Consider the following 19,494-nt stretch of genomic DNA (forward strand, 5'->3'; position numbering starts at 1 on the left):
GCGTCACGAGCCCTGCGGCTGGCGTGCGGCTGCCTCGGACAGGCGTGGGCCGGTGGGCAGGAACGTCGACCACTTCGCCGGAACGGGTGAGGGTTCCACGTTCTCGTAGCCGAGCCTCGTCTGGGCGATGCGGGACTCGCTCAGTTCCTGCTCACGTTTCTTGTCGGACGTGCCGATGCCCTTGTCGTCGGTGGCGCTGTCGCTGTTGGACTGCAGGGCGTAGCGCAGTCCGGTGTCGGTGACCAGGAAGACCCCGCCCGCCTTGGTCTCGCTGCCCTGGAACTGGCGGTAGAGCTGCCCGGAGCCCGGGGTCACGTACGCGCTGGAGGAGCCGGTGGGCAGCTCGGCGGGGAAGTCGGTGCTCGCCCAGGTGGACAGGGTGGTGTCGCCGTTCTTGGCGTTCACCGAGCGCAGGACGTTGCAGACGGTGTTGCGGCCGGAGTCGGCGGAGGTGCCGTCGTTGACCGTCTTCGGGCGGTACGACGGCCAGGTCCGGCTGCCCTCGAACTCGACGCTGTCGACCACCGCGCCGGGGCTGACCTGCTGGGCCTCGCCGGCCTGTCCGACCTCGACGAGGGTGCCGCTGTTGAGGAGCAGGGTGGCCGTGAACTCCGAGACGCGGGCCACGGCGCCGCTCTGCACGACGTAGTACTGCATGCGCCGCCCGTCGTACGCCTTGATGACCATGCCCACCTTGTCGTACTGCCCGAGCATGTCGGAGGCGCCGGCGGCCGCGCCCGGCGTGCCCTTGATCTCCGGGATCGCGATCGGGTCGCCCTTGTGGAGCGTGTCCAGCCACTCCTGGGAGACGCGCTGTGGAGCCCGGCCCTGTGTGTCCAGGGCTTTGAGGAGTTCCTTGTCGGCCGGGTCGGCCAGGGGGTAGGCGAAGCCGCGCGAGTCGACGACGTACTGGGACGTGCCGTCCGGTCCGACGACGTACATCAGGTCGCCACCGGAGAGCTTGTTCTTGCCCTCCGTCCTGGACCAGTCCTTCTCCGCGAAGACGAACGCCGCCTTCTGGAGGGCCCGGCCGCCCGGTCCGGGGCGTTCGCAGACCGCCCAGCGCTTGGCCTGCTCGGCGTCGTCGGGGCCGGGCAGGCGGTCGGGGGCGTAGGGAATGCCGATGGTGGTGCCGTGCGGTGGCTTGCCGCTGTCGAGGACGCCCTCGTCGACCGTGATGACGCTGTCCTTGTCGGGGTCGAGGAGGAGCTTGGCGGAGGCCATGTTGAGGACCGGGTGGAGCTGCTTCTTCCCGTCCGTTTTCAGGACGACGTAGCGCGTCGTGGAGTCGCTGGCCACGATCACGTGCCCGCCGGCCTCGTCCCAGCCCTTCGGCGCGGTCGGGCTGAACAGTCCGACCGCTCCGAACACGGCGAGCACGACGATGCCGACGACCGCACCGGGGACGATCGCGCGCAGCGGCCTGGGAGCGCCTTCCTCCGAACCGGAGGGGGACGGCTGCAGGAAAGACGCGAGTGTGCGGCGCTTCGCGAAGGTGTAGGCGTTCAGTTCATCGCGCCGTGATGCCATGTGTCTTCGTTCTCTCCCCGTGCGAGGGCGTGGCGGAACGGCGGGACAGTGTCGCCACTGCTCCCTTCCCCGCTCCGGTCGCCTCCGGAACTCGGCTGTCAGGCCCGGCCCCTACTATGCCTGTTGCCGGACGGCGCTTGGGGCACGGGTAGGCTTCCGGAGCCTGTCGTGTGCTGAGCACAATATCTTCGGTGAGAGTTCGGGGGATTTGGAGTGATGGCTTCCGCGTCGCGGACCCGGTCACGCACGCAGTCGGCGCCCCGTCGTTCCGACGCGCCGCCGGATGCCGGACGCGCGGCGTCGGCTGCCCGGGCCTCGGTCACCCCGCAGCTGCGGGCGCGTCCGGCACGCGGTGGTTCCTCCACCCTGCAGCGGCTGGTCCTGCTGGAGTTGGCCGCTGCCCTGGCGGTGTGCGGCTGGCTCACAGGGCCGGTGGCGATGGTGCCGTCGGTCGCCGTCGCCGTGATGCTGGTGCTTCTGGCGGTGGTACGTCGACGCCGGCGCTCGCTGCCGGAGTGGCTGGCCAGTCACCTCGCGCTGCGTGCGCGCCGGCGCGCGGCATCGCAGGTCGCGGTGGCGCAGGGCATCGACGCAGGTCTGGCCCCGGCGGTGGAGTGCGAACCGAGCCTGCGCACATACAGCTTCACCCACCGGGACGAGCACGACCGCCGGCCGGTGGGCATGGCGGGTGACGGGGGATTCCTCACCGCCGTGCTTCAGGTGGAGGCCGACGCGGGGGCGCTGCGCGCCGAGCGCGGCCGCAGACCGGTCCCGCTGGCCCTGGTCCGGGACGCGCTCGACGTGGACGGCATTCGTCTGGCGTCGGGGCAGATCGTGTTGCACACGCAGACCGCGCCCGCGCCCCACCTGCCGCGCCAGTCGGTCGTGGTGGCCAACTACGCCCAGTTGCAGTCCGAGGTCGCTGCCCCTGCCGTCCGCATCATGTGGATCGCGTTGAAGCTCGATCCCGAACTGTGTCCCGACGCGGTGGCCGCGCGCGGCGGCGGGCTGTCGGGGGCGCAGAAGTGCTTGGTGCGGTCGGCCGAGCACCTGTCGAGCCGGCTGACGGGTGCCGGCTTCCGGGTGAACCTGCTGACCGAGGAGGAGCTGTCGTCCGCCCTCGCCACCTCCATGTGCGCCAACCCGATGGTGACCGTCCAGTCGGGGCAGGGTGACGCACCCCGGCGACGGACCGAGGAGTCCAGCCGCAGCTGGCGTTGCGACAACCGGCGGCACACCACGTACTGGGTGCGCCGTTGGCCCCAGTTGGGTGGTCAGGGTGTCGGGTTGCCCCAGTTGGTGGCCCAGCTGACGGCCGTTCCGGCGCTGGCGACCACGTTCAGCCTCACCCTGGCGCCGAGCGGTCGTCACGACGTGGCGATCACCGGGCACGTGCGGGTCACCGGCCGCAGCAGCACGGAACTGGCCGACGCACGCCGGGGCCTGGAGAACGTCGCACGCCGGGCGCGGACCGGTCTCGTGCGTCTGGACCGCGAACAACTGCCCGGCGTGCTCGCCACCCTGCCCCTCGGAGGTGCCCGCTGATGGCCTTTACGCCGTCCACCGGCTTCGGTCTCCTGGGGCCCCGCCATCCGCGGCACACGCTCTCCATGGCCCAGGCCGACACGCTCGGCCTGCCCGTCGGGGACGACGGTGTCGTGGTGGGTGTCAACGGCGAGGGACAGCCCGCGGTGCTCGGGGTGAACCGCCCGACGCCCTTCGACATCCTGCTGATCGGCGGACTGTGGACCACGCAGGTCCTGGCGCTGCGCGTTGCGGCGACCGGCGCCCGGGTGGCCGTGGAGACCGGTCGCCCGGCTCACTGGGCACAGATGGTGCAGGCAGTCGGTGGCGGTCAGTCCGGCATGACCGTGCACGAGGTGGGCCGGGTACCTCCGCAGGGAGCCTCGGCGACGGCACCCGTCCTGGTCATCCGGGACTGCGGCATGCGTCCGCCTCGCGGCCGGGTGGTTTCCGCGCCCTGGCAGTCGGTGCTGACGCTGCTGCCCTACCTGAGTCCGCTCGCGCCACGGTTGATGCGTCAGGCGCGCCTGGTCGGCGTGCAACGCGTCTCACCGGACGAGGCGGTGGAGATCGGCCGGGTGACCGGCCTGCCGCGCTCCGAGTACGAGGCACTCCCGACCCTCGCCGACGGGGTCACCCTGTGGTGTACGGAACGGGACCGGCAGTACGTGATGACACAGCCGACCGATGTGGAGACCGGACTCCTGGGTACGCCCCGTCGGATGGACTGACTCAACCCCGTAGGCCGGATCACCCGATTACGTCCCATATGACGCGAGAACACATGTTTTTTGGGTCAGTTGTGACGTTGGGCACCGAGGTGGGCAGAGGTACGGGGGCCTGACGGGGGTGGGTCACTCGTGATTAGGCTGGTGTCGGGCGCGACACCAGAACCCGTGAGCGGGCGTCGGCGTCTCAGGGGGAGAACCGGTGGATCGGACGACCTCGGACAATTTCGAATGACAGGCAAGGGTCGCCCCAGCACGGCATGAGGGTGCTCGACCACACCAGGAGGAACTGTGAGCAGCGATCGGGACGGGATCCGCGGGGGCTGGGCTACACCCGGCGATGACCAGCCCGACGCGGAGTCCTCCGTCGAGACGACCGGTGAGTTCACCATCGACTACGCGCCGCCCGCCTGGTACACGCAGAACGCGTCCGGCGACGGCGGGCAAGGGGAGGGCGAGGGTGAGGGGGCCGATCCGCCCGCCGGTTCGGCCGGGTCTCCCCCGGCTACCGCTCCCCCGGCCTCCGCTCCGGCGGCTCCGCCCGCGCCTCGTGGTCCTGTTCCGCCGTTGCCGGGGCTGACTCCGCCGCCGCACGCGACGCCCCATGGGCCTTCCTCCGTGCCGGCTCCCGCCCCGGGCGCGCCCTTCACGCCTCCGCCTCCGGCGCCGGCCCCGGGGGCCGCGTTCACGCCGCCTCCGCCGCCGGGGCCGGGTGCGCCGTTCACTCCGCCCGCGCCGCCGAGCGGGGGGCCGGCCGGGGTGCCCAAGCTGCCGGTGGGGAGCGGGTTCGAGCCGCAGCCGTCGCCTTCGCCTTCGCAGCAGTCCGTGCCGCCGGAGCCCGAGCCGGAGGCCGTGGCCGACCCGGCGCCTGCCGCGGAGCCCGCGTCTCCCGCTGCCCTGCCGACGTTCCCGGCCGGCGGGTTCCAGCTCCAGGCTCCCGCTCCGCCGCCGCCCGCCGAGGCGCCCGAGGCAGCGGCCGAGCCCGAACCTGAACCCGACCGCGAGCCCGACACCGGCGACCTCGACAACGGCGACCTGGAAAGCGGCGCGACCATGCGCTTCTCCTCGGTCGCCCTCAAGCGTGAGATCGCCCAGCGGGCCGCCGCGGAGGACACCGCCGGGGAGGGCCCGGCGGCCGGTACCGACGAGGTCCGTGACACGCCGGACGAGCCCTTCGTGAGCACGGGCTTCACTGCCGCCGATACCGATACCGATACCGACGCCGGAACTGACGTCGACGCCGGAACTGACGTCGACGCCGAAACCGAGGTCGACACGGAGTCCGACGTCGAGTCGGTCTCCGAGGAGGCTCCCGGCGCGGTGTCCGGTGGCGGGTACGGCGGCCTGGCCGACCCCCGCCTCGGTGGGTCGGCCCCCGACGCCGAGCCTGAGCCGGAGCCGGACCGGGTCGTCCTGGCGGACGCCGCCGAGTCCGAGTCCGCGGAGCAGCCCGCCGACGAGCCCGAGGACAGCGTCCCGGCGAAGGACGAGCCCGTGGACGCCGTTCCGCAGGACGCGACGCCCCCCGCGCCCGAGGGGATGCCGCCGCTGCCTCCGTCGTACCCGCCGGTCGCGCCGGCGGCGGCCCACCAGTGGCCCGCACAGCCCCAGCCCCAGACACAGCCCCAGACCGCGCCCGCCCCTCCCGAGCAGCCGGGTGTAGCGGCGCCGCAGCCTCCCTTCCAGCCGCAGGCTCCGCAGCCGGCGCCCGCCGGGTGGGACGCGCCGCCCGCGCCTCAGCCCGGTTACGGCTTCCCGCAGCCCGGTGCGCAGGCCCCCCAGCCACAGCCCCAGCCCCACTCCCCCGCCCAGCCGCCCGGCGGATACGGCTTCCCGCAGGCGCCGCACGGGCCGTCGCCGCAGCAGCCGTATCCCGGTGTGCCGCAGCAGCAGGCACCACCGCAGGCTCAGGGCGGCGGTCAGGCTCCGCCCGCCCAGCCGGTGCAGCCGGGTCAGCCGGTGCAGCCCGGCCAGCCCCCCAACGCCCCGCAGGCAGCGCCCCACACGCCCCAGGCGCCCCCTGCGCAGCAGCCGGAATACCAGCCGCAGGCACCCCAACCCCAGCCGTACCAGCAGCCCGCCGATCCCCGTCTCGGGGCCGCCTGGCCGCAGCCGATGCAGCACGACCAGCGGCAGGCCACCAACCCGGGGGCGGCGCCGCTCGGTTACACGGCGGCCGTGGAGCTGTCGTCCGACCGGCTGGTGAACAACAAGCGGCAGAAGGCGAAGAGCAGCCGTCCGGCGGCCGGTGGTTCGCGGTTCAAGCTGGGCGGCAAGAAGGAGGAGGCCGAGCGGCAGCGGAAGCTGGACCTGATCCGCACCCCGGTGCTGTCCTGCTACCGCATCGCCGTCATCAGCCTCAAGGGCGGCGTCGGCAAGACGACCACCACCACCGCGCTCGGCTCCACGCTCGCCACCGAGCGGCAGGACAAGATCCTCGCGATCGACGCCAACCCGGACGCCGGTACGCTCGGCCGACGGGTGCGCCGGGAGACCGGGGCCACCATCCGGGACCTCGTGCAGGCGATCCCGTATCTCAACTCGTACATGGACATCAGGCGGTTCACCTCGCAGGCCTCGTCCGGTCTGGAGATCATCGCCAACGACGTCGACCCGGCCGTGTCCACGACCTTCAACGACGAGGACTACCGGCGCGCGATCGACGTGCTCGGTCAGCAGTACCCGATCATCCTCACCGACTCGGGCACCGGTCTCCTCTACAGCGCCATGCGCGGCGTGCTCGACCTCGCCGACCAGCTCATCATCATCTCGACGCCGTCCGTGGACGGTGCGAGCAGCGCCAGTACGACGCTGGACTGGCTGTCGGCACACGGGTACGCCGACCTCGTCTCACGGTCGATCACGGTCATCTCCGGGGTCCGCGAGACCGGCAAGATGATCAAGGTCGACGACATCGTGGGGCACTTCCAGACCCGCTGCCGGGGTGTCGTCGTGGTCCCGTTCGACGAGCACCTGTCCGCCGGTGCCGAGGTCGACCTCGACATGATGCGGCCGAAGGTGCGGGAGGCGTACTTCAACCTCTCGGCGATGGTCGCCGAGGACTTCGTCCGCCACCAGCAGTCCCACGGTCTGTGGACGGCCGACGGCAATCCGCCGCCGGTCGCCGCCCCGCCCATGCCGGGCCAGCAGATGCCAGGCCAGCAGGTGCCGGGGCAGCCCATGCCCGGCCAGCAGATGCCGCCGCAGCAGGGACAGCCGATGCCGCCTCAGCCGGGCCAGCCGGCTCCGGGCCAGCCGTACCCGCCGCAGCCCGGGCCCGGGCCCGGGCAACAACAACAGCCGTACCCCCAGCCCGGTTACAACCAGCCCTACGCCCCGCCCGGTTACGGATATCCGCAGCCGGGACAACCGGGACAGCCGGGACAACCGGGGCAGCCGCCGCAACAGCCGCAGCAGGGGCAGACGCCCCCTCCGCCCCCGCCCCAGCAGTAGCCCCAGCACCTCCGAAGGCCCGCCCCGTCCTCGACGGCGCGGGCCTTCGGGCGTGTGCGAACGGCAACGTCCGCCCCTGCCGTCACGCTCTCACCAGGCAAGCGCCAGTGGTCTGCGCCAATGAGGGTCACGTAACGGTCAACTCCTCGTTTCCGCAGGCCACATGGGGTTTGACATACCGTTGACGCGCGCAGACTGCCGCTGGTAGACACACACTTCATTCCGCGTTCACCACCGTTCAAGCCCGCCTCACGCGAGGACGCCCGGCGTCTGCGCGTGCGATGACGCGAGGTCAGGTAGTCATGAACAGACACGATCAGCACGGCAGCGGACGTACCGCCCACCGGCCGTGGCGGACCCGTCTCCTCGCGGCAGCAGGCGCCGGCGCGCTGCTCCTCGCGTCGGGGGCGGTCGCCCCCTCGGTCTCGGCGGAGGACGGCGACGGGGGCGACGGGGGCGACAAGGTGCTCACCGTCGCCGTGGCGCAGAGCGTCGACTCGCTCAGTCCCTTCCTTGCGGTACGGCTGCTCAGTACGAGCATCCACCGGCTGACGTACGAGTACCTGACCAACTACGACGCCAAGGACAACCACGTCATACCGGGGTTCGCCACCGAGTGGAAGTCCTCGCCGGACAAGCTGACCTGGACGTACACGATCCGGTCCGACTCCAAGTGGTCGGACGGCGAGCAGGCCACCGCCGAGGACGCGGCGTGGACGTTCAACACGATGATGACGGACCCGGGCGCCGCCACCGCCAACGGCAGCTTCGTCGGGAACTTCGCGAAGGTCACCGCGCCCAGCCCGACCCAGCTGGTGATCCGGCTGAAGAAGCCGCAGGCCACGATGACCGCGCTGGACGTGCCGATCGTGCCCAAGCACATCTGGGAGAAGGTCGACGACTTCTCGAAGTTCAACAACGACAAGGACTTCCCCATAGTCGGCAACGGGCCGTTCGTGCTCACCGACTACAAGCCGGACAGCTATGTGCGGCTCAAGGCCAACAAGGACTTCTGGCGCGGCGCGCCGAAGTTCGACGAGCTGGTCTTCCGGTACTACAAGGACCAGGACGCCGCCGTCGCCGCCCTGCGCAAGGGCGAGGTGTCGTTCGTCGCCGGGTCGCCGTCGCTGACCCCGGCCCAGGCCGACTCGCTCAAGGGCGAGGAGAACATCCGCGTCAACGACGCCCCCGGGCGCCGCTTCTACGCCCTGGCCACCAATCCTGGCGCGCGGGCGAAGGACGGGACGAAGTTCGGTGACGGCGACCCCTCGCTGCTGGACCAGCGGGTGCGGCACGCGCTGTTCATGGCGGTGGACCGCAAGGCCATCGTCGACAAGGTGTTCCAGGGCCACGCGGTCGAGGGCGCGGGCTACATCCCGCCGCGCTTCTCCTCGTACTTCTTCGAGCCGTCGGGCGAGCAGGAGCTGGCCTACGATCCCGCGAAGGCCGCCCAGTTGCTCGACGAGGCGGGCTACCGGACGAACGGGGACGGCAAGCGCCTCGGCAAGGACGGCAAACCGCTGGACTACCGCATCCTGTGCCACGCCACCGACCCGAACGACAAGGCTGTCGGCAAGTATCTCAAGGAGTGGTGGGGCGAGCTGGGTATCTCGGTCACGCTCAACTGCCTGGACAACGTGACCGACCCGTGGCTGGCCGGCAAGTACGACCTCGCCTTCGACGGCTGGTCCGTCAACCCAGACCCGGACTTCGTGCTCTCCATCCACACCTGCGACGCGCTCCCGGCGACGCCGAAGGACACCGGGGCCACCGACAACTTCATCTGCGACAAGAAGTACGACGAGCTGTACGCGCGGCAGTTGGGCGAGTACGACGCCGGCAAGCGGGCTCAGATCGTCAAGCAGATGCAGTCCCGGCTGTACGACACGGGGTACATGAACGTCATGGCGTACCCGAACGCGGTGGAGGCCTACCGCACGGACCAGATCAAGTCGATCACCACGATGCCGTCCGACGCGGGCAACATCTACGGGCAGGACGGCTACTGGAGCTGGTGGTCGGCGGTGCCCGCGGACTCCGGTGACTCCTCCGGGGGTTCGTCGTCGACGGGGACCGTGATCGGGATCGCGGCGGGTGTCGTCGTCCTCGTCGGTCTCGGGGTGCTGTTCGCCGTCCGCCGGCGGGCGTCGGCCGACGACCGTGAGTAGCGCCACCGGCTCCGCCGTCGAGAAGCGGGCTCCCGCGGCCGCCGCGCCGCGGGGGCTCACCCGCAGCGCGTACCCGCGGTACGTGGCGGGGAAGCTGGCGGGCGCGGCCGTCTCGCTGTTCGCCGTGCTCGTCACGAGCTTCTTCCTCTTCCGGCTGATCCCCGGCGATCCGGTGAAGTTCATGACCGGTGGCCGCCCGGTCTCGGCCGAGCAGCTCGCCGTGTACAAGGAGGAGTTCGGGCTCGACCTGCCGCTGTGGGAGCAGTTCACGGACTACTGCGGCAAGGCGCTGAGCGGGGACCTGGGCACGTCGTACCAGTTCCACGCGCCCGTCGTCGACAAGATCACCGAGGCGCTGCCGAACACGCTGCTGCTCACCGGCACGGCCTTCGTGCTCTACACCGCGCTGGGCGCCTTCCTCGGCACCCGCTCGGCGTGGCGGCACGGCGGGCTCGGTGACCGGCTCAACACCGGACTGGCGCTGACGCTGTACTCCATCCCGTCGTTCTGGCTGGGCCTGCTGCTCATCATCGTGCTGTCGGTGGGGGTGGACCCGATCCCGGGGCTGTTCCCGACCGGGGGGATGGAGTCGGGGCGCGAGGAGGGCTTCGCGTACGTGCTCGACGTGGCACACCATCTCGTACTGCCGGTGGTGACGCTGGTCGCGGTGGAGTACGGGCAGACGCTGCTCGTCACCCGGTCGGCGCTGCTGGACGAGATGGGCAGCGACTACCTGACGACCGCGCGGGCCAAGGGGCTCAGGGACGATCTCGTACGGCGCCGGCACGCCGTGCCCAACGCGCTGCTGCCGACGGTGACGCTGGTCTTCGTCAACCTGGGGCGGACCGTGGCGGGGGTCATCCTCGTCGAGACGGTCTTCTCCTGGCCGGGTCTCGGCGGGCTGTTCTACCAGGCGCTCAGTGTGCCCGATCTGCCGTTGGTGCAGGGCCTGTTCTTCGTCTTCGCCGCCGCGGTGATCCTGATGAACACCCTGGCCGACCTGCTCTATCCGATGCTCGATCCGAGGGTGGGCCGATGAGCGCCGAGACCACCGAGACCACCGAATCCGCGTCCGGGTCGCCGCCGGTGAAGTCCGGCGGGCCCGGTCCGCGCGCTCTCGCCCGGCGGCGGCGCCGTGCCTCCGTCGCCCGCTTCTGGAAGGAGTACCGCAAGCACCGTGCGGGGGTGTTCGGGCTGGCCACGCTGGTGCTGTTCGTGCTCGTGGCCCTGACCGCGCCGCTGACCGTCGGGTCGGACGTGGACAGCGTGACCGACGCGCCCGGGCAGCCGTTGGAGAGCCCGAGCGGCCGGTTCCCGCTGGGCACCGACCAGTTCGGGCGGAGCCTGCTGGGCCTGCTGATCTGGGGCTCGCGCGTGTCACTCATGGTCGGGCTGCTCGCGGCGGTGCTTTCGGTGCTGATCGGCGCGCTCATCGGGATCACGGCCGGGCACTTCCGCGGCTGGTACGCCACGGTGATGATGCGGATCACGGACTGGTTCCTGGTGATGCCGACGCTGGTGCTGGCGATCGTGCTGGCGACGGTACTGTCCCGCTCGCTGGGCACGATCGTGCTCGCGATCGGCGTGACCACCTGGCCCACCACGGCACGCCTGGTGCGGGCGCAGACGCTGGCGGTGGAGTCACGGCCGTACATCGAGCGGGCGAAGGCGCTCGGGGGCGGGCACTGGCACATCATGTCCCGGCATGTGCTGCCCAACGTGATGCCGCTGATCCTGGCGCAGACGACGCTGATCATCTCCTCCGCGATCCTGGCCGAGGCGACCCTGGCCTTCCTCGGGCTCGGGGACCCGGCGGTCGTGTCCTGGGGCGGGCTGCTGCAGGACGCGCGGGAGGCGGGGTCGGTGAGTTCCGGCGACTGGTGGTACCTGGTGCCGCCGGGCATCGGGATCGCGGTGGTGGCGCTGGCGTTCACGCTGTGCGGACGTGCGGTGGAGGCCGTTCTCAATCCCAGGCTGGGGGTGTCCCGTTGAGTCTGCTCGAGGTGCGGGACCTGAAGGTGACGTATCCCGGCGGTGCGGCCGCCGTGCGCGGGGTCGACCTGACCCTGGCGGCCGGTGAGAAGCTCGGCATCGCGGGCGAGTCCGGCTGCGGCAAGTCCACGCTGGCCCTGGCGCTGCTGCGGCTGCTGCCGCCGGGTACGCGGGTCGGCGGGGAGATCCTGCTGGACGGCGAGGACGTGCTCACGATGAAGTGGGGGCGGGTGCGGGCGGTCCGCTGGGCGGGGGCGTCGATCGTCTTCCAGGGCGCGATGCATTCCCTGAACGCCGTGCACCGCGTCGGCGACCAGATCGCCGAGCCGATCCTGCTGCACCGCAGGGCCACGCCGGCGGGGGCGCGCAGGCGGACCGGTGAGCTGCTGGAGCAGGTCGGTCTTCCGGCGGCGCGGGCGAGTGCCTACCCGCACGAGCTGTCCGGCGGCCAGCGGCAACGGGTGATGATCGCGATGGCGCTGGCCTGCGACCCGCGGCTGATCGTCGCCGACGAACCGACCACGGCGCTCGACGTGATGATCCAGGCGCAGATCCTGCGGCTGATCGAGGGGCTGGTGGGCGAGCAGGACGTCGGCCTGATCATGATCAGCCACGACCTCGCCGTCTTGGCCGACACCTGCGACCGGCTCGCGGTGATGTACGCGGGCCGGGTGGTCGAGGAGGGCCCGGCCCGGCAGGTCTACGACGACGCCCGGCATCCCTACGGCCGGGCGCTGTCGGAGGCGTTCCCCACGATCGGGGACCCGGCGTCGAGGTTCGCGCCCCGCGGCCTGCCGGGCGACCCGCCGGACCCTGCGGCGGTGCCGTCCGGGTGCGCCTTCCATCCGCGCTGCCCGGTGGCGCTGGACCTCTGTGCCACCCAGGACCAGCCACTGCGGGACGCGGGCACGCGACGCCGGGCGGCATGCGTCCACGTGGGTTCGGACGGCACGGTGCCGCCGTACGGCGACGGGACGACTGCCGGGAACGGGGCCACCGGGGGCGGCCAGTCTGCCGAGAGGAGCGCTGCCGACGACAGCCGGGCGACCGGCGCGACCGGCGCGACCGGCGCGACCGGAAAGGATGCCGGGAGCGGGGAGGGAACAGAGGGCGGGAAGGCGGCAGAGGGCTCAGAGCCCGTCGGGTGCGGGAGCTCCGCCCCACACGGTGTGCCTGCCGCGGACAGCTCCTCCGCCGCGCGTGGCGAGCCTGCCGGAAACCGCTACACCGGCGAGGGCGCGGAACCCGCCGGGGGCGCCGCCGACGGCGGCGGCGAGGCGGCCGACGGCCGCGGGAGTGGCGATGGACGCGGTGCGGGCGGGGTCGCGTCGGCGGAGGACGACGGAGTGAGGAGCAGTGCCCCATGAGCAGCACCATGCCCGACGGCGCATCCGAAGGCGCACCCGGTGCCGCACCGGACGCCGCACCCCCGTTGCTGAGCGTCCGGGGGCTGCATGTCACCTTTCCGGGCCGGCGCGGGGCCGCCGCCGCGCGAGCCGTGGACGGGGTGGACCTCGACATCCGGCGGGGTGAGATCGTCGCGCTGGTCGGCGAGTCGGGCTGCGGCAAGACGACCCTCGCCCGTTCGCTGCTGGGTCTGGTCAGACCCACCGGGGGACGCGTCACCTTCGACGGCGCCCCTCTCGGGTACTCCGCCCGGGCGCTCAAGGCGTACCGCAGGCGGGCACAGCTGGTCCTCCAGGATCCGAGCGGTTCGCTGAATCCGCGGCACACGGTGTACGACATCGTCGCCGAGGGCCTGCGCATCCACGGCCACGCCGGGGACGAGCGGACGGCGGTCGCCGAGGCGCTGTCGCGGGCCGGGCTGCGGCCGCCGGAGCGGTTCTTCCTGCGCTATCCGCACGAGCTGTCCGGCGGCCAGCGCCAGCGGGTCGTCATCGCGGGCGCACTCGTCCTGCAACCGGAACTCCTCGTCGCCGACGAGCCGGTGGCCTCCCTCGACGCGTCGGTGCGCGGCGAGATCCTCGCGCTGCTGCTGCGGCTGCGCACCGAGCTGGGCCTGTCCGCGCTGGTGGTGACCCACGACCTCGGTCTGGCCTGGAACATCGCCGACCGGGTCGCGGTGATGTACCTCGGCCGGATCGTCGAGACCGGGGCGGTGGAGCAGGTGCTGACGGCCCCGCGCCACCCTTACACCCAGGCCCTGCTGTCCGTGCTCCCGGAGGCGCCCGGAGCCCCGGTCGTGCTCACCGGCGAGCCGCCGGACCCGTCGTACATCCCCGGCGGCTGCCGCTTCCACGTCCGCTGCCCGGTGCTGGCGAGCGGCGAGGCCGGGCGGGCAGGCGTCGCGGACGCCTGCCGGGGCGGGGAGCTGGAGATCCTGCGCGGCGGCGACGAGTCCCAGGTCGCCTGCCATTGGGCCCGCGCGGAGCGGCCCGCCGCCGAACGGGCGGGCTGACTCCTGACGCCGAAGGGCACACCGGCCGGCACGCCGACGCCGACGAGGGGAGGGGAGGACGCCGCCCTCAGGGCCTGGGGGCGTCCGTCGCGGTGATCTCCCGGCACCTGTCCACGTCCACGGCCATCTGCTCGAGGAGCGCGTCCAGCGTCTCGAACTTCGCCTGTCCGCGTACGAAGGCCACGAAGTCCACGGCGACGTGCAGGCCGTACAGCTCGAGGTCCACGCGGTCGATGGCATACGCCTCGACCGTGCGCTCGGTGCCCTCGAACTGCGGGTTGGTGCCGACGGAGATCGCGGCCGGCATCGCCTCGCCCTGGGCGTGCAGCCAGCCGGCGTAGACGCCGTCGGCCGGGATCGCGGTGTGCGGAAGGGTCTCGACGTTGGCCGTCGGGAAGCCCATCTCGCGGCCCCGCTGGGCGCCCCGCACGACGACGCCCTCGACGCGGTGCGGGCGGCCCAGGATCTCCGCGGCGCCCGCCACGTCGCCCTCGGCCACCAGGCGGCGGGTCAGGGTGGAGGAGAACGGCTCGCCGCCGCCCGCGTCGCCGGTGACGTACAGGTCGACGACCTCGACCTCGAAGTCGTAGACCTTCCCCTGCTCGGTGAGGAAGTCCACGTTCCCGGCGGCCTTGTGGCCGAAGCGGAAGTTGGGGCCCTCGACGACCGCCTTGGCGCGCAGCCGGTCGACCAGGGCCTTGACCACGAAGTCGGCGGCGGAGAGCTTCGAGAACTCCTTGGTGAAGGGGAGGATCAGCACGGCGTCCACGCCCAGGTCCGCCATCAGTTCGGCCCTGCGGTGGTGCGGGGCAAGGAGCGGCGGGTGGCTGCCGGGGCGGACGACCTCGCTGGGGTGCGGGTCGAAGGTGACGACGACGGCGGGGACGCCCAGCTCGCGGGCGCGGTCCACGGCGTGCCTGATGATCAGCTGGTGTCCGCGGTGGACACCGTCGTAGGAGCCGATGGTGACGACGCTGCGTCCCCAGTCCTCGGGGATGTCCTCCAAGCCACGCCAGCGCTGCACTGTGTCCGCTCCTCGGTGCTTCCGTGGTTTCCATGGTTCCGTGGTGACCCTTACGCAGGTCTAAGGGTGCCATGCCGTCCGGCTCCGGTCGGCATCGGCATCGGTGCTGTGACCCGGTGCACCCCACGCCGCGCGCGGGCGGGTCAGGCGGGGACGCGGACGCCCGCCAGGTGCTCGATCGTGCGGCGGGTGCTGGGGCCCACCAGCGCGGCCCAGTCCTCGGGCGCGTCGGTGAGCCAGCCGGTCAGCCGGGGGGCGAACCCCGGGAGGTGCCGGGCCAGGTCGACGAGGCCGCGGTCGTAGCGGGTGGCGCCCTCGGGGGTGCGGACGAGGAGCAGCCCGATGCGGTGCACGAGGGCCCGCAGCTCCGCTCCGTCGCACCGGGCGGCGGCGTGCAGCAGCGCGTCCAGGACGGCGGGTTCGTGCTCGTGGGCGTAGAGGTGCTCCCGCAGCGCGCGGCGGAGCGGGGCGCTCGCCATCGCCCCGTCGGCGGCGAGGACTCCGGCGAGTGCGGCCCGCGCCGGCTCGGGGCCGTCGTCCAGGAGGCGGGTGACCAGGGGGAGGAGTACGGCGCGGGGTGCCGGGTCCCGGTCGAGGCGCCGGTCGACGTACGCGGCCAGGTGGCCGGCGGTCTCGGGGCGCTCGGCCACGCTCCGGCCGACGAGGGCGGCCACCCGGTGGGTCAGCGGGGGTGTGGTCGCGTCGGCGAGTCTGCGCAGCGCCTCACCGGCGTCCGGGCCGAGCAGCCGGGCCCGGAAGGCTTCGAGGACGGGCTCGGGGTGGGTCGGCAGCGCGGCGGCCACCGCGCTCGGCGGAAGGTACGGATCGCAGGCGGCGAAGAGGCCGAGGGCCGCGGGGAGGTGGCGGTCGCGGCAGTCCGGGTCCTGGACGAGCAGGGCGAGCGCGCCGCCGCGCAGCGGGCTGTCGGAAGGTCCGGCGAGCAGCACCAGGGCGGCGTGGCGGAGCAGGGTGCGGTCGGCGCCGGGGCGTGCGTGCGGGGCGGTGCGCAGGCCGTGGGTGACCGCCGCGCGCTGCCGCGCGGGGTGTTCGTCGCGCGCCCACCGCTCCACCGCGCGGCAGAGCGCGGACGGCTCCTCTTCGGCCAGGACGGCGAGCAGTTCGTCGGCGTGGCGGTGGGCGCTGTCGACCAGCACCTCGGTGAGCCCGTCCAGGCCGCGGTGGCGGTGGGTGTGCAGCAGCGCCTGCGCGGCCGTCGCCACGGTGGCGTGCGGGGTGGCGGGCAGCGGCCGTTCGTCGTCGAACCAGCGGACGAGGAGCGGCTGTACGGTCGTGGGGTCGGCGACGAGCAGACCGGCCACGGTGTCCAGGTGGCGGGGACCGGGTTCGTGCGGCGGGCCGTCCGCGAGGACGAGGCGGCGCAGCAGGTCCAGCCGGGTGGCCTCCGGGACGCGCAGGGCCGTCCAGAACCCGGGCCCGAAAATCTGGGGCGTCGGCTCTCCGTCCCCTCCCCGTTCCGCGATGCCGTCGGCCAGGAGCCGCAGCACGTCGGTGTACGGCGTCGCGTCGGGCACGCGGGTCAGCGCCTCGGCGAGCAGCCTGGCCGCCCACCAGGAGTGTGGGTCGAGGTCCAGGGCGTGCACCAGCTCCTCCAGGGTCAGGGCGAGCTGGGGGACGCCGTGCTGGCGGGCGAGGAGCAGCAGCGCCTCGACGACGGAGCCGATGCGGTGGTGCGGGACCGGGAGGGTGTGGGTGCCGAGCGGGGTGCCGCGCCGGTGGACGAGGGCGCGCAGGGCCTCGTCCAGGTCGAGGTGGGTGCCCTGGATCCAGTCGGCGAGCTCCTCGTGCGCGAAGCGGTAGCCGCTGCCCGCGGGGACGAAGAGGCCTTCGGCGAGCACGGCCGGTGCCCAGCCGGTGCCGCCGCCCAGCCCGGCCGGGGCCGGTCCGCACGGGAACAGCGTCTCGAAGGACTCCCGGTCCAGTCCGCCCTGCCCGGGCCCGAGACTGCGCCGGGCGGCCTCGTGGACCTGCCCGGAGACCTTGGCTGCGAGTCGGCGTACGGCGGTGCCGTGCAGGCCGTTCTCTCCGGCCAGGCGGGTGGCGACGCGCAGGCACATCAGGTCCAGGTACGCCGTGAAGACCGCGTCCCGGGTGACGGGCGCGGGGGCCGGGGGGCCGGGGAGGGCGGCCTGGACCTCCGAGAGCAGGCGGATCGTGAGGGGGTGCCCGGCGTCCGGGTCGGCCAGCGCGCCGTCCGGCACGCCGTGGCGGGCGCGAGCCTCCCTCGCCTCGTCGTCGCGCAGGTCACCGAGGCGGACGCAGGGCGGAAGCCCGTCCTGCCCGCGCCCCCGGGCGCCGCCCGCGATCACCCGCTGTACGGACGCAGGCCCGCCTTCAAGGGCGGCCGCCCCGCCCGACAGCCCGGCGGCCGCCCCGCCTGACGGCCCCGCGGCCGTCCCGGGTGCCGGCCGCGGCCCGACGGCGCCACCGGTACGACGCGGCCACGCCGCCGCGCCGAAGGCCCGACCACTCGCATCGACCATCGGCACACGCCCGGCAGCCCCCGTCCCCGGCTCCGGCAGGCCGGTCCCGGGCGAGGAGACGCCACGGGCCGCCTCCGGCCCCGGTCCCGGTCCCGGCACGGCAACCTCTGCCCCGGGCGGCAGCACGCCGCCCACCGCCCCCACCGAGCCGGACACCCCGCCACTCGCACCGAGCATCGGCACACCCCCAACAGCCCCCAACCCCGGCTCCCGCAGGACCCTCCCGGACGAGGACACACCACCCGCCACCTCCGGCCCCAGCCCCGGCACGCCAACCTCTGCCCCGGGCGACAGCACGCCGCCCACCGCCCCCGCCGAGCCGGACACCCCGCCACTCGCACCGAGCATCGACATACCCCCACCAGCCCCCGTCCCCGGCTCCCGCAGGCCCGTCCCGGGCAAGGACACGCCACCGGCCGCCTCCGGCCCCGGTCCCGGCACGGCAACCTCTGCCCCGGGCGGCAACGCGCCGCCCGCCACCCCCACCGCACCGCCCGGACCGGGCCAAGGCCCCCGAGCCGTGGATACCGTCGGCAACCGCACCGCCCCCGCCGAGCCGGACACCCCGCCACTCGCACCGAGCATCGACATACCCCCACCAGCCCCCGTCCCCGGCTCCCGCAGGCCGGCCCCGGGCGAGGACACGCCACCGGGCACCCCCACCGCACCGCCCGGACCGGGCCAAGGCTCCGGAGCGGTGGGCGCCAGGGGTGACGGGGCCTCTGTCGCCCACGTGGGTCGTCGCGCCGCGCCCGCACCGGTCGGGCCGGGCGACGGAGCCCCGGGGTCCGGGTCGTGCAGCAGTTCCCTCGGGAACTCCGCCCCCGCGTGCTCCCAGTACTCCGCGCGGCAGGCCAGCACGAGACGTGTGCCCGTCTCCCGGAGCCAGGCGGCCGTGCGCTCGGTCCACTCGGGGAGGCGGTGGGCCAGGACGGGCGGCATCTCCTCCGGGCCGTCCAGGGCGACCAGGAGCGGCCGTCCGGCGGTGCGGGCCAGGTGGGCGAGGCGTTCGGGGGTGACGTCGCCGAGGCCGCCCGGGTCCGGGCGGTCCGGGTCCGGGCGGTCCGGGTCCGGGGCGGCGACGATGCGGGCGGACCGGGCCAGCGTGCGGCGTGCCGCGTCCGCCAGCGACATGTCGTCGTCGTGCAGATCGGCCCCGCGCAGCCACAGGGTGGGGGCCGCCGCCGGTCCCCCGGTACGACGGGCGGCAAGGGCCGCCAGCTCGGTCGTACGGCCGCTGCCCGGCGCGCCGACCAGGCCCAGGACGCGGGCGCCGCTCGCGTCGAAGGCGGCGAACTCGCGCGTCACCCCCACCCGTTCGACCGGTTCCCGGAGAGCGGGTCCGCCGTCCGGCACGGCCTCCGTGACCGACGTCGCCGTGAGGGCGAGCGCGCCGGCCAGGTTGAGGTCGGCGCCGTAGGCCGGGACCGTCGCCGCGTTCTCGGCGAAGAGGTCGGCGAGCGGGCCCGCGGCCGCGCGGCGCAGCGGCACGGCGAAGCCGACGTCGCTGTGGCCGGAGCTGAGGGCGGTGCCGAGGACGCCGAGGACGGCGCCGGTGGCCACGTCGAGCACGGGCCCGCCGGCCGCTCCCCCGCCCAGCCGGAGCGCGTCGCGCCCGCAGGTGCCGACGGCCAGCTCCAGGGCGTCGCCGAGGAGGTGGAAGCGGTCGGTGGCGGTGTAGGTGACGTCGGTGGCGCCCAGCACCCGGGCCTCGCGCCAGCCCCCGGCGGCGATGCGTACGTAGGTCCCGGCCTCGACGCGGTCCCGCGTGCTCAGGGGCAGCGGGGCGGCGCCGAGGCCCTCGGTGCGCACGAGGGCCAGGCCGAGGGCGGGCAGCGGGACGACGTCGGCGGCGGCCACCACGCGGCGGCGGCCACCGGCCGTGCTCAGGACCAGCCGGGTCAGACCGTCGACCGCTTCGTGGCTGGTGAGCACCGTGCCGTGGTGGTCGGCGAGGAATCCCGTGCCGCGCGGGCGGCCGGCGAGGTCGTGGACGCGGATGAGGGCGGCGTCGGGTGCGCCGTGCTCCGCCGGGCCGGCCGCCCGGACGGCCGGGGGCCCGCCCCGCGCCTGTCGGGAGCCGTCCCCGGGCCGCTGCCCCGCCCTGCCGCCCGTCGCCTCCCGGGACCGGTTCCTCGACGCCATCGTCGAACCT

At 73.7% G+C, this 19,494-nt stretch carries 10 protein-coding genes and 1 pseudogene; 8 read left to right on the top strand and 3 right to left on the bottom strand.

What is annotated here, in order from left to right:
- Positions 1-3 precede the first annotated feature (3 nt).
- On the bottom strand, positions 4-1,530 hold the full coding sequence (gene eccB / locus ACFV9J_RS37450; protein ID WP_385362219.1) for a type VII secretion protein EccB: 1,527 nt from the start codon (positions 1,528-1,530) through the stop codon (positions 4-6).
- A 216-nt stretch (positions 1,531-1,746) separates the two neighbouring features.
- Here eccB and eccE point away from each other — a divergent pair, with 216 nt between their 5' ends.
- The 8 genes and pseudogenes from eccE to ACFV9J_RS37490 all read left to right on the top strand — a co-directional run bounded on the left by eccE (position 1,747) and on the right by ACFV9J_RS37490 (position 13,814).
- Positions 1,747-3,075, top strand: a complete 1,329-nt coding sequence (gene eccE / locus ACFV9J_RS37455) for a type VII secretion protein EccE (protein WP_385362221.1) — start codon at positions 1,747-1,749, stop codon at positions 3,073-3,075.
- Positions 3,075-3,785: a hypothetical protein gene (locus tag ACFV9J_RS37460; RefSeq protein ID WP_385362223.1), complete on the top strand. Its 711-nt coding sequence runs from the start codon at positions 3,075-3,077 to the stop codon at positions 3,783-3,785. The genes eccE and ACFV9J_RS37460 overlap by 1 nt, the downstream gene beginning before the upstream one ends.
- Positions 3,786-4,073: 288 nt before the next feature.
- Positions 4,074-7,235, top strand: a complete 3,162-nt coding sequence (locus tag ACFV9J_RS37465; RefSeq protein ID WP_385362225.1) for an SCO5717 family growth-regulating ATPase — start codon at positions 4,074-4,076, stop codon at positions 7,233-7,235.
- A gap of 302 nt (positions 7,236-7,537) precedes the next feature.
- Positions 7,538-9,403, top strand: a complete 1,866-nt coding sequence (locus tag ACFV9J_RS37470) for an ABC transporter substrate-binding protein (protein ID WP_385362227.1) — start codon at positions 7,538-7,540, stop codon at positions 9,401-9,403.
- Positions 9,396-10,442 (top strand): ABC transporter permease, encoded by a 1,047-nt coding sequence (locus ACFV9J_RS37475; protein ID WP_385362229.1) that lies wholly within the window; start codon positions 9,396-9,398, stop codon positions 10,440-10,442. Before ACFV9J_RS37470 ends, ACFV9J_RS37475 begins: the two co-directional genes overlap by 8 nt.
- Positions 10,439-11,395: an ABC transporter permease gene (locus tag ACFV9J_RS37480; protein WP_385362232.1), complete on the top strand. Its 957-nt coding sequence runs from the start codon at positions 10,439-10,441 to the stop codon at positions 11,393-11,395. The genes ACFV9J_RS37475 and ACFV9J_RS37480 overlap by 4 nt, the downstream gene beginning before the upstream one ends.
- A pseudogene (locus ACFV9J_RS37485) lies at positions 11,392-12,342 on the top strand (ABC transporter ATP-binding protein); the annotation flags it as partial. The gene ACFV9J_RS37480 and the pseudogene ACFV9J_RS37485, both read left to right, overlap by 4 nt.
- A gap of 428 nt (positions 12,343-12,770) precedes the next feature.
- The gene (locus ACFV9J_RS37490) at positions 12,771-13,814 is read left to right on the top strand and encodes an ABC transporter ATP-binding protein (protein ID WP_385362267.1); all 1,044 of its coding nucleotides are present in this window, start codon (positions 12,771-12,773) and stop codon (positions 13,812-13,814) included.
- Between the two features lie 67 nt (positions 13,815-13,881).
- On the opposite strand, the gene ACFV9J_RS37495 is transcribed toward ACFV9J_RS37490, so the two are convergent.
- Together ACFV9J_RS37495 and ACFV9J_RS37500 are read right to left on the bottom strand one after the other, a co-directional pair.
- Positions 13,882-14,838 carry a bifunctional riboflavin kinase/FAD synthetase gene (locus ACFV9J_RS37495; protein ID WP_385362234.1) on the bottom strand — a complete coding sequence of 319 codons (957 nt, stop codon included), beginning with the start codon at positions 14,836-14,838 and terminating at the stop codon, positions 13,882-13,884.
- 143 nt (positions 14,839-14,981) lie between these two features.
- Positions 14,982-19,484 (bottom strand): hypothetical protein, encoded by a 4,503-nt coding sequence (locus tag ACFV9J_RS37500; RefSeq protein WP_385362236.1) that lies wholly within the window; start codon positions 19,482-19,484, stop codon positions 14,982-14,984.
- Positions 19,485-19,494 lie beyond the last annotated feature (10 nt).

Origin of the sequence: Streptomyces sp. NPDC059906 (assembly GCF_042730645.1) — a bacterium.
Taxonomy (GTDB): domain Bacteria; phylum Actinomycetota; class Actinomycetes; order Streptomycetales; family Streptomycetaceae; genus Streptomyces; species Streptomyces rubrogriseus.

Coding starts and splice junctions, on each gene's coding strand:
- eccB (WP_385362219.1), bottom strand. CDS start 1,530: ATGGCATCACGGCGCGATGAACTGAACGCCTACACCTTCGCGAAGCGC.
- ACFV9J_RS37480 (WP_385362232.1), top strand. CDS start 10,439: ATGAGCGCCGAGACCACCGAGACCACCGAATCCGCGTCCGGGTCGCCG.
- ACFV9J_RS37490 (WP_385362267.1), top strand. CDS start 12,771: ATGCCCGACGGCGCATCCGAAGGCGCACCCGGTGCCGCACCGGACGCC.
- ACFV9J_RS37460 (WP_385362223.1), top strand. CDS start 3,075: ATGGCCTTTACGCCGTCCACCGGCTTCGGTCTCCTGGGGCCCCGCCAT.
- ACFV9J_RS37500 (WP_385362236.1), bottom strand. CDS start 19,484: ATGGCGTCGAGGAACCGGTCCCGGGAGGCGACGGGCGGCAGGGCGGGG.
- eccE (WP_385362221.1), top strand. CDS start 1,747: ATGGCTTCCGCGTCGCGGACCCGGTCACGCACGCAGTCGGCGCCCCGT.
- ACFV9J_RS37470 (WP_385362227.1), top strand. CDS start 7,538: ATGAACAGACACGATCAGCACGGCAGCGGACGTACCGCCCACCGGCCG.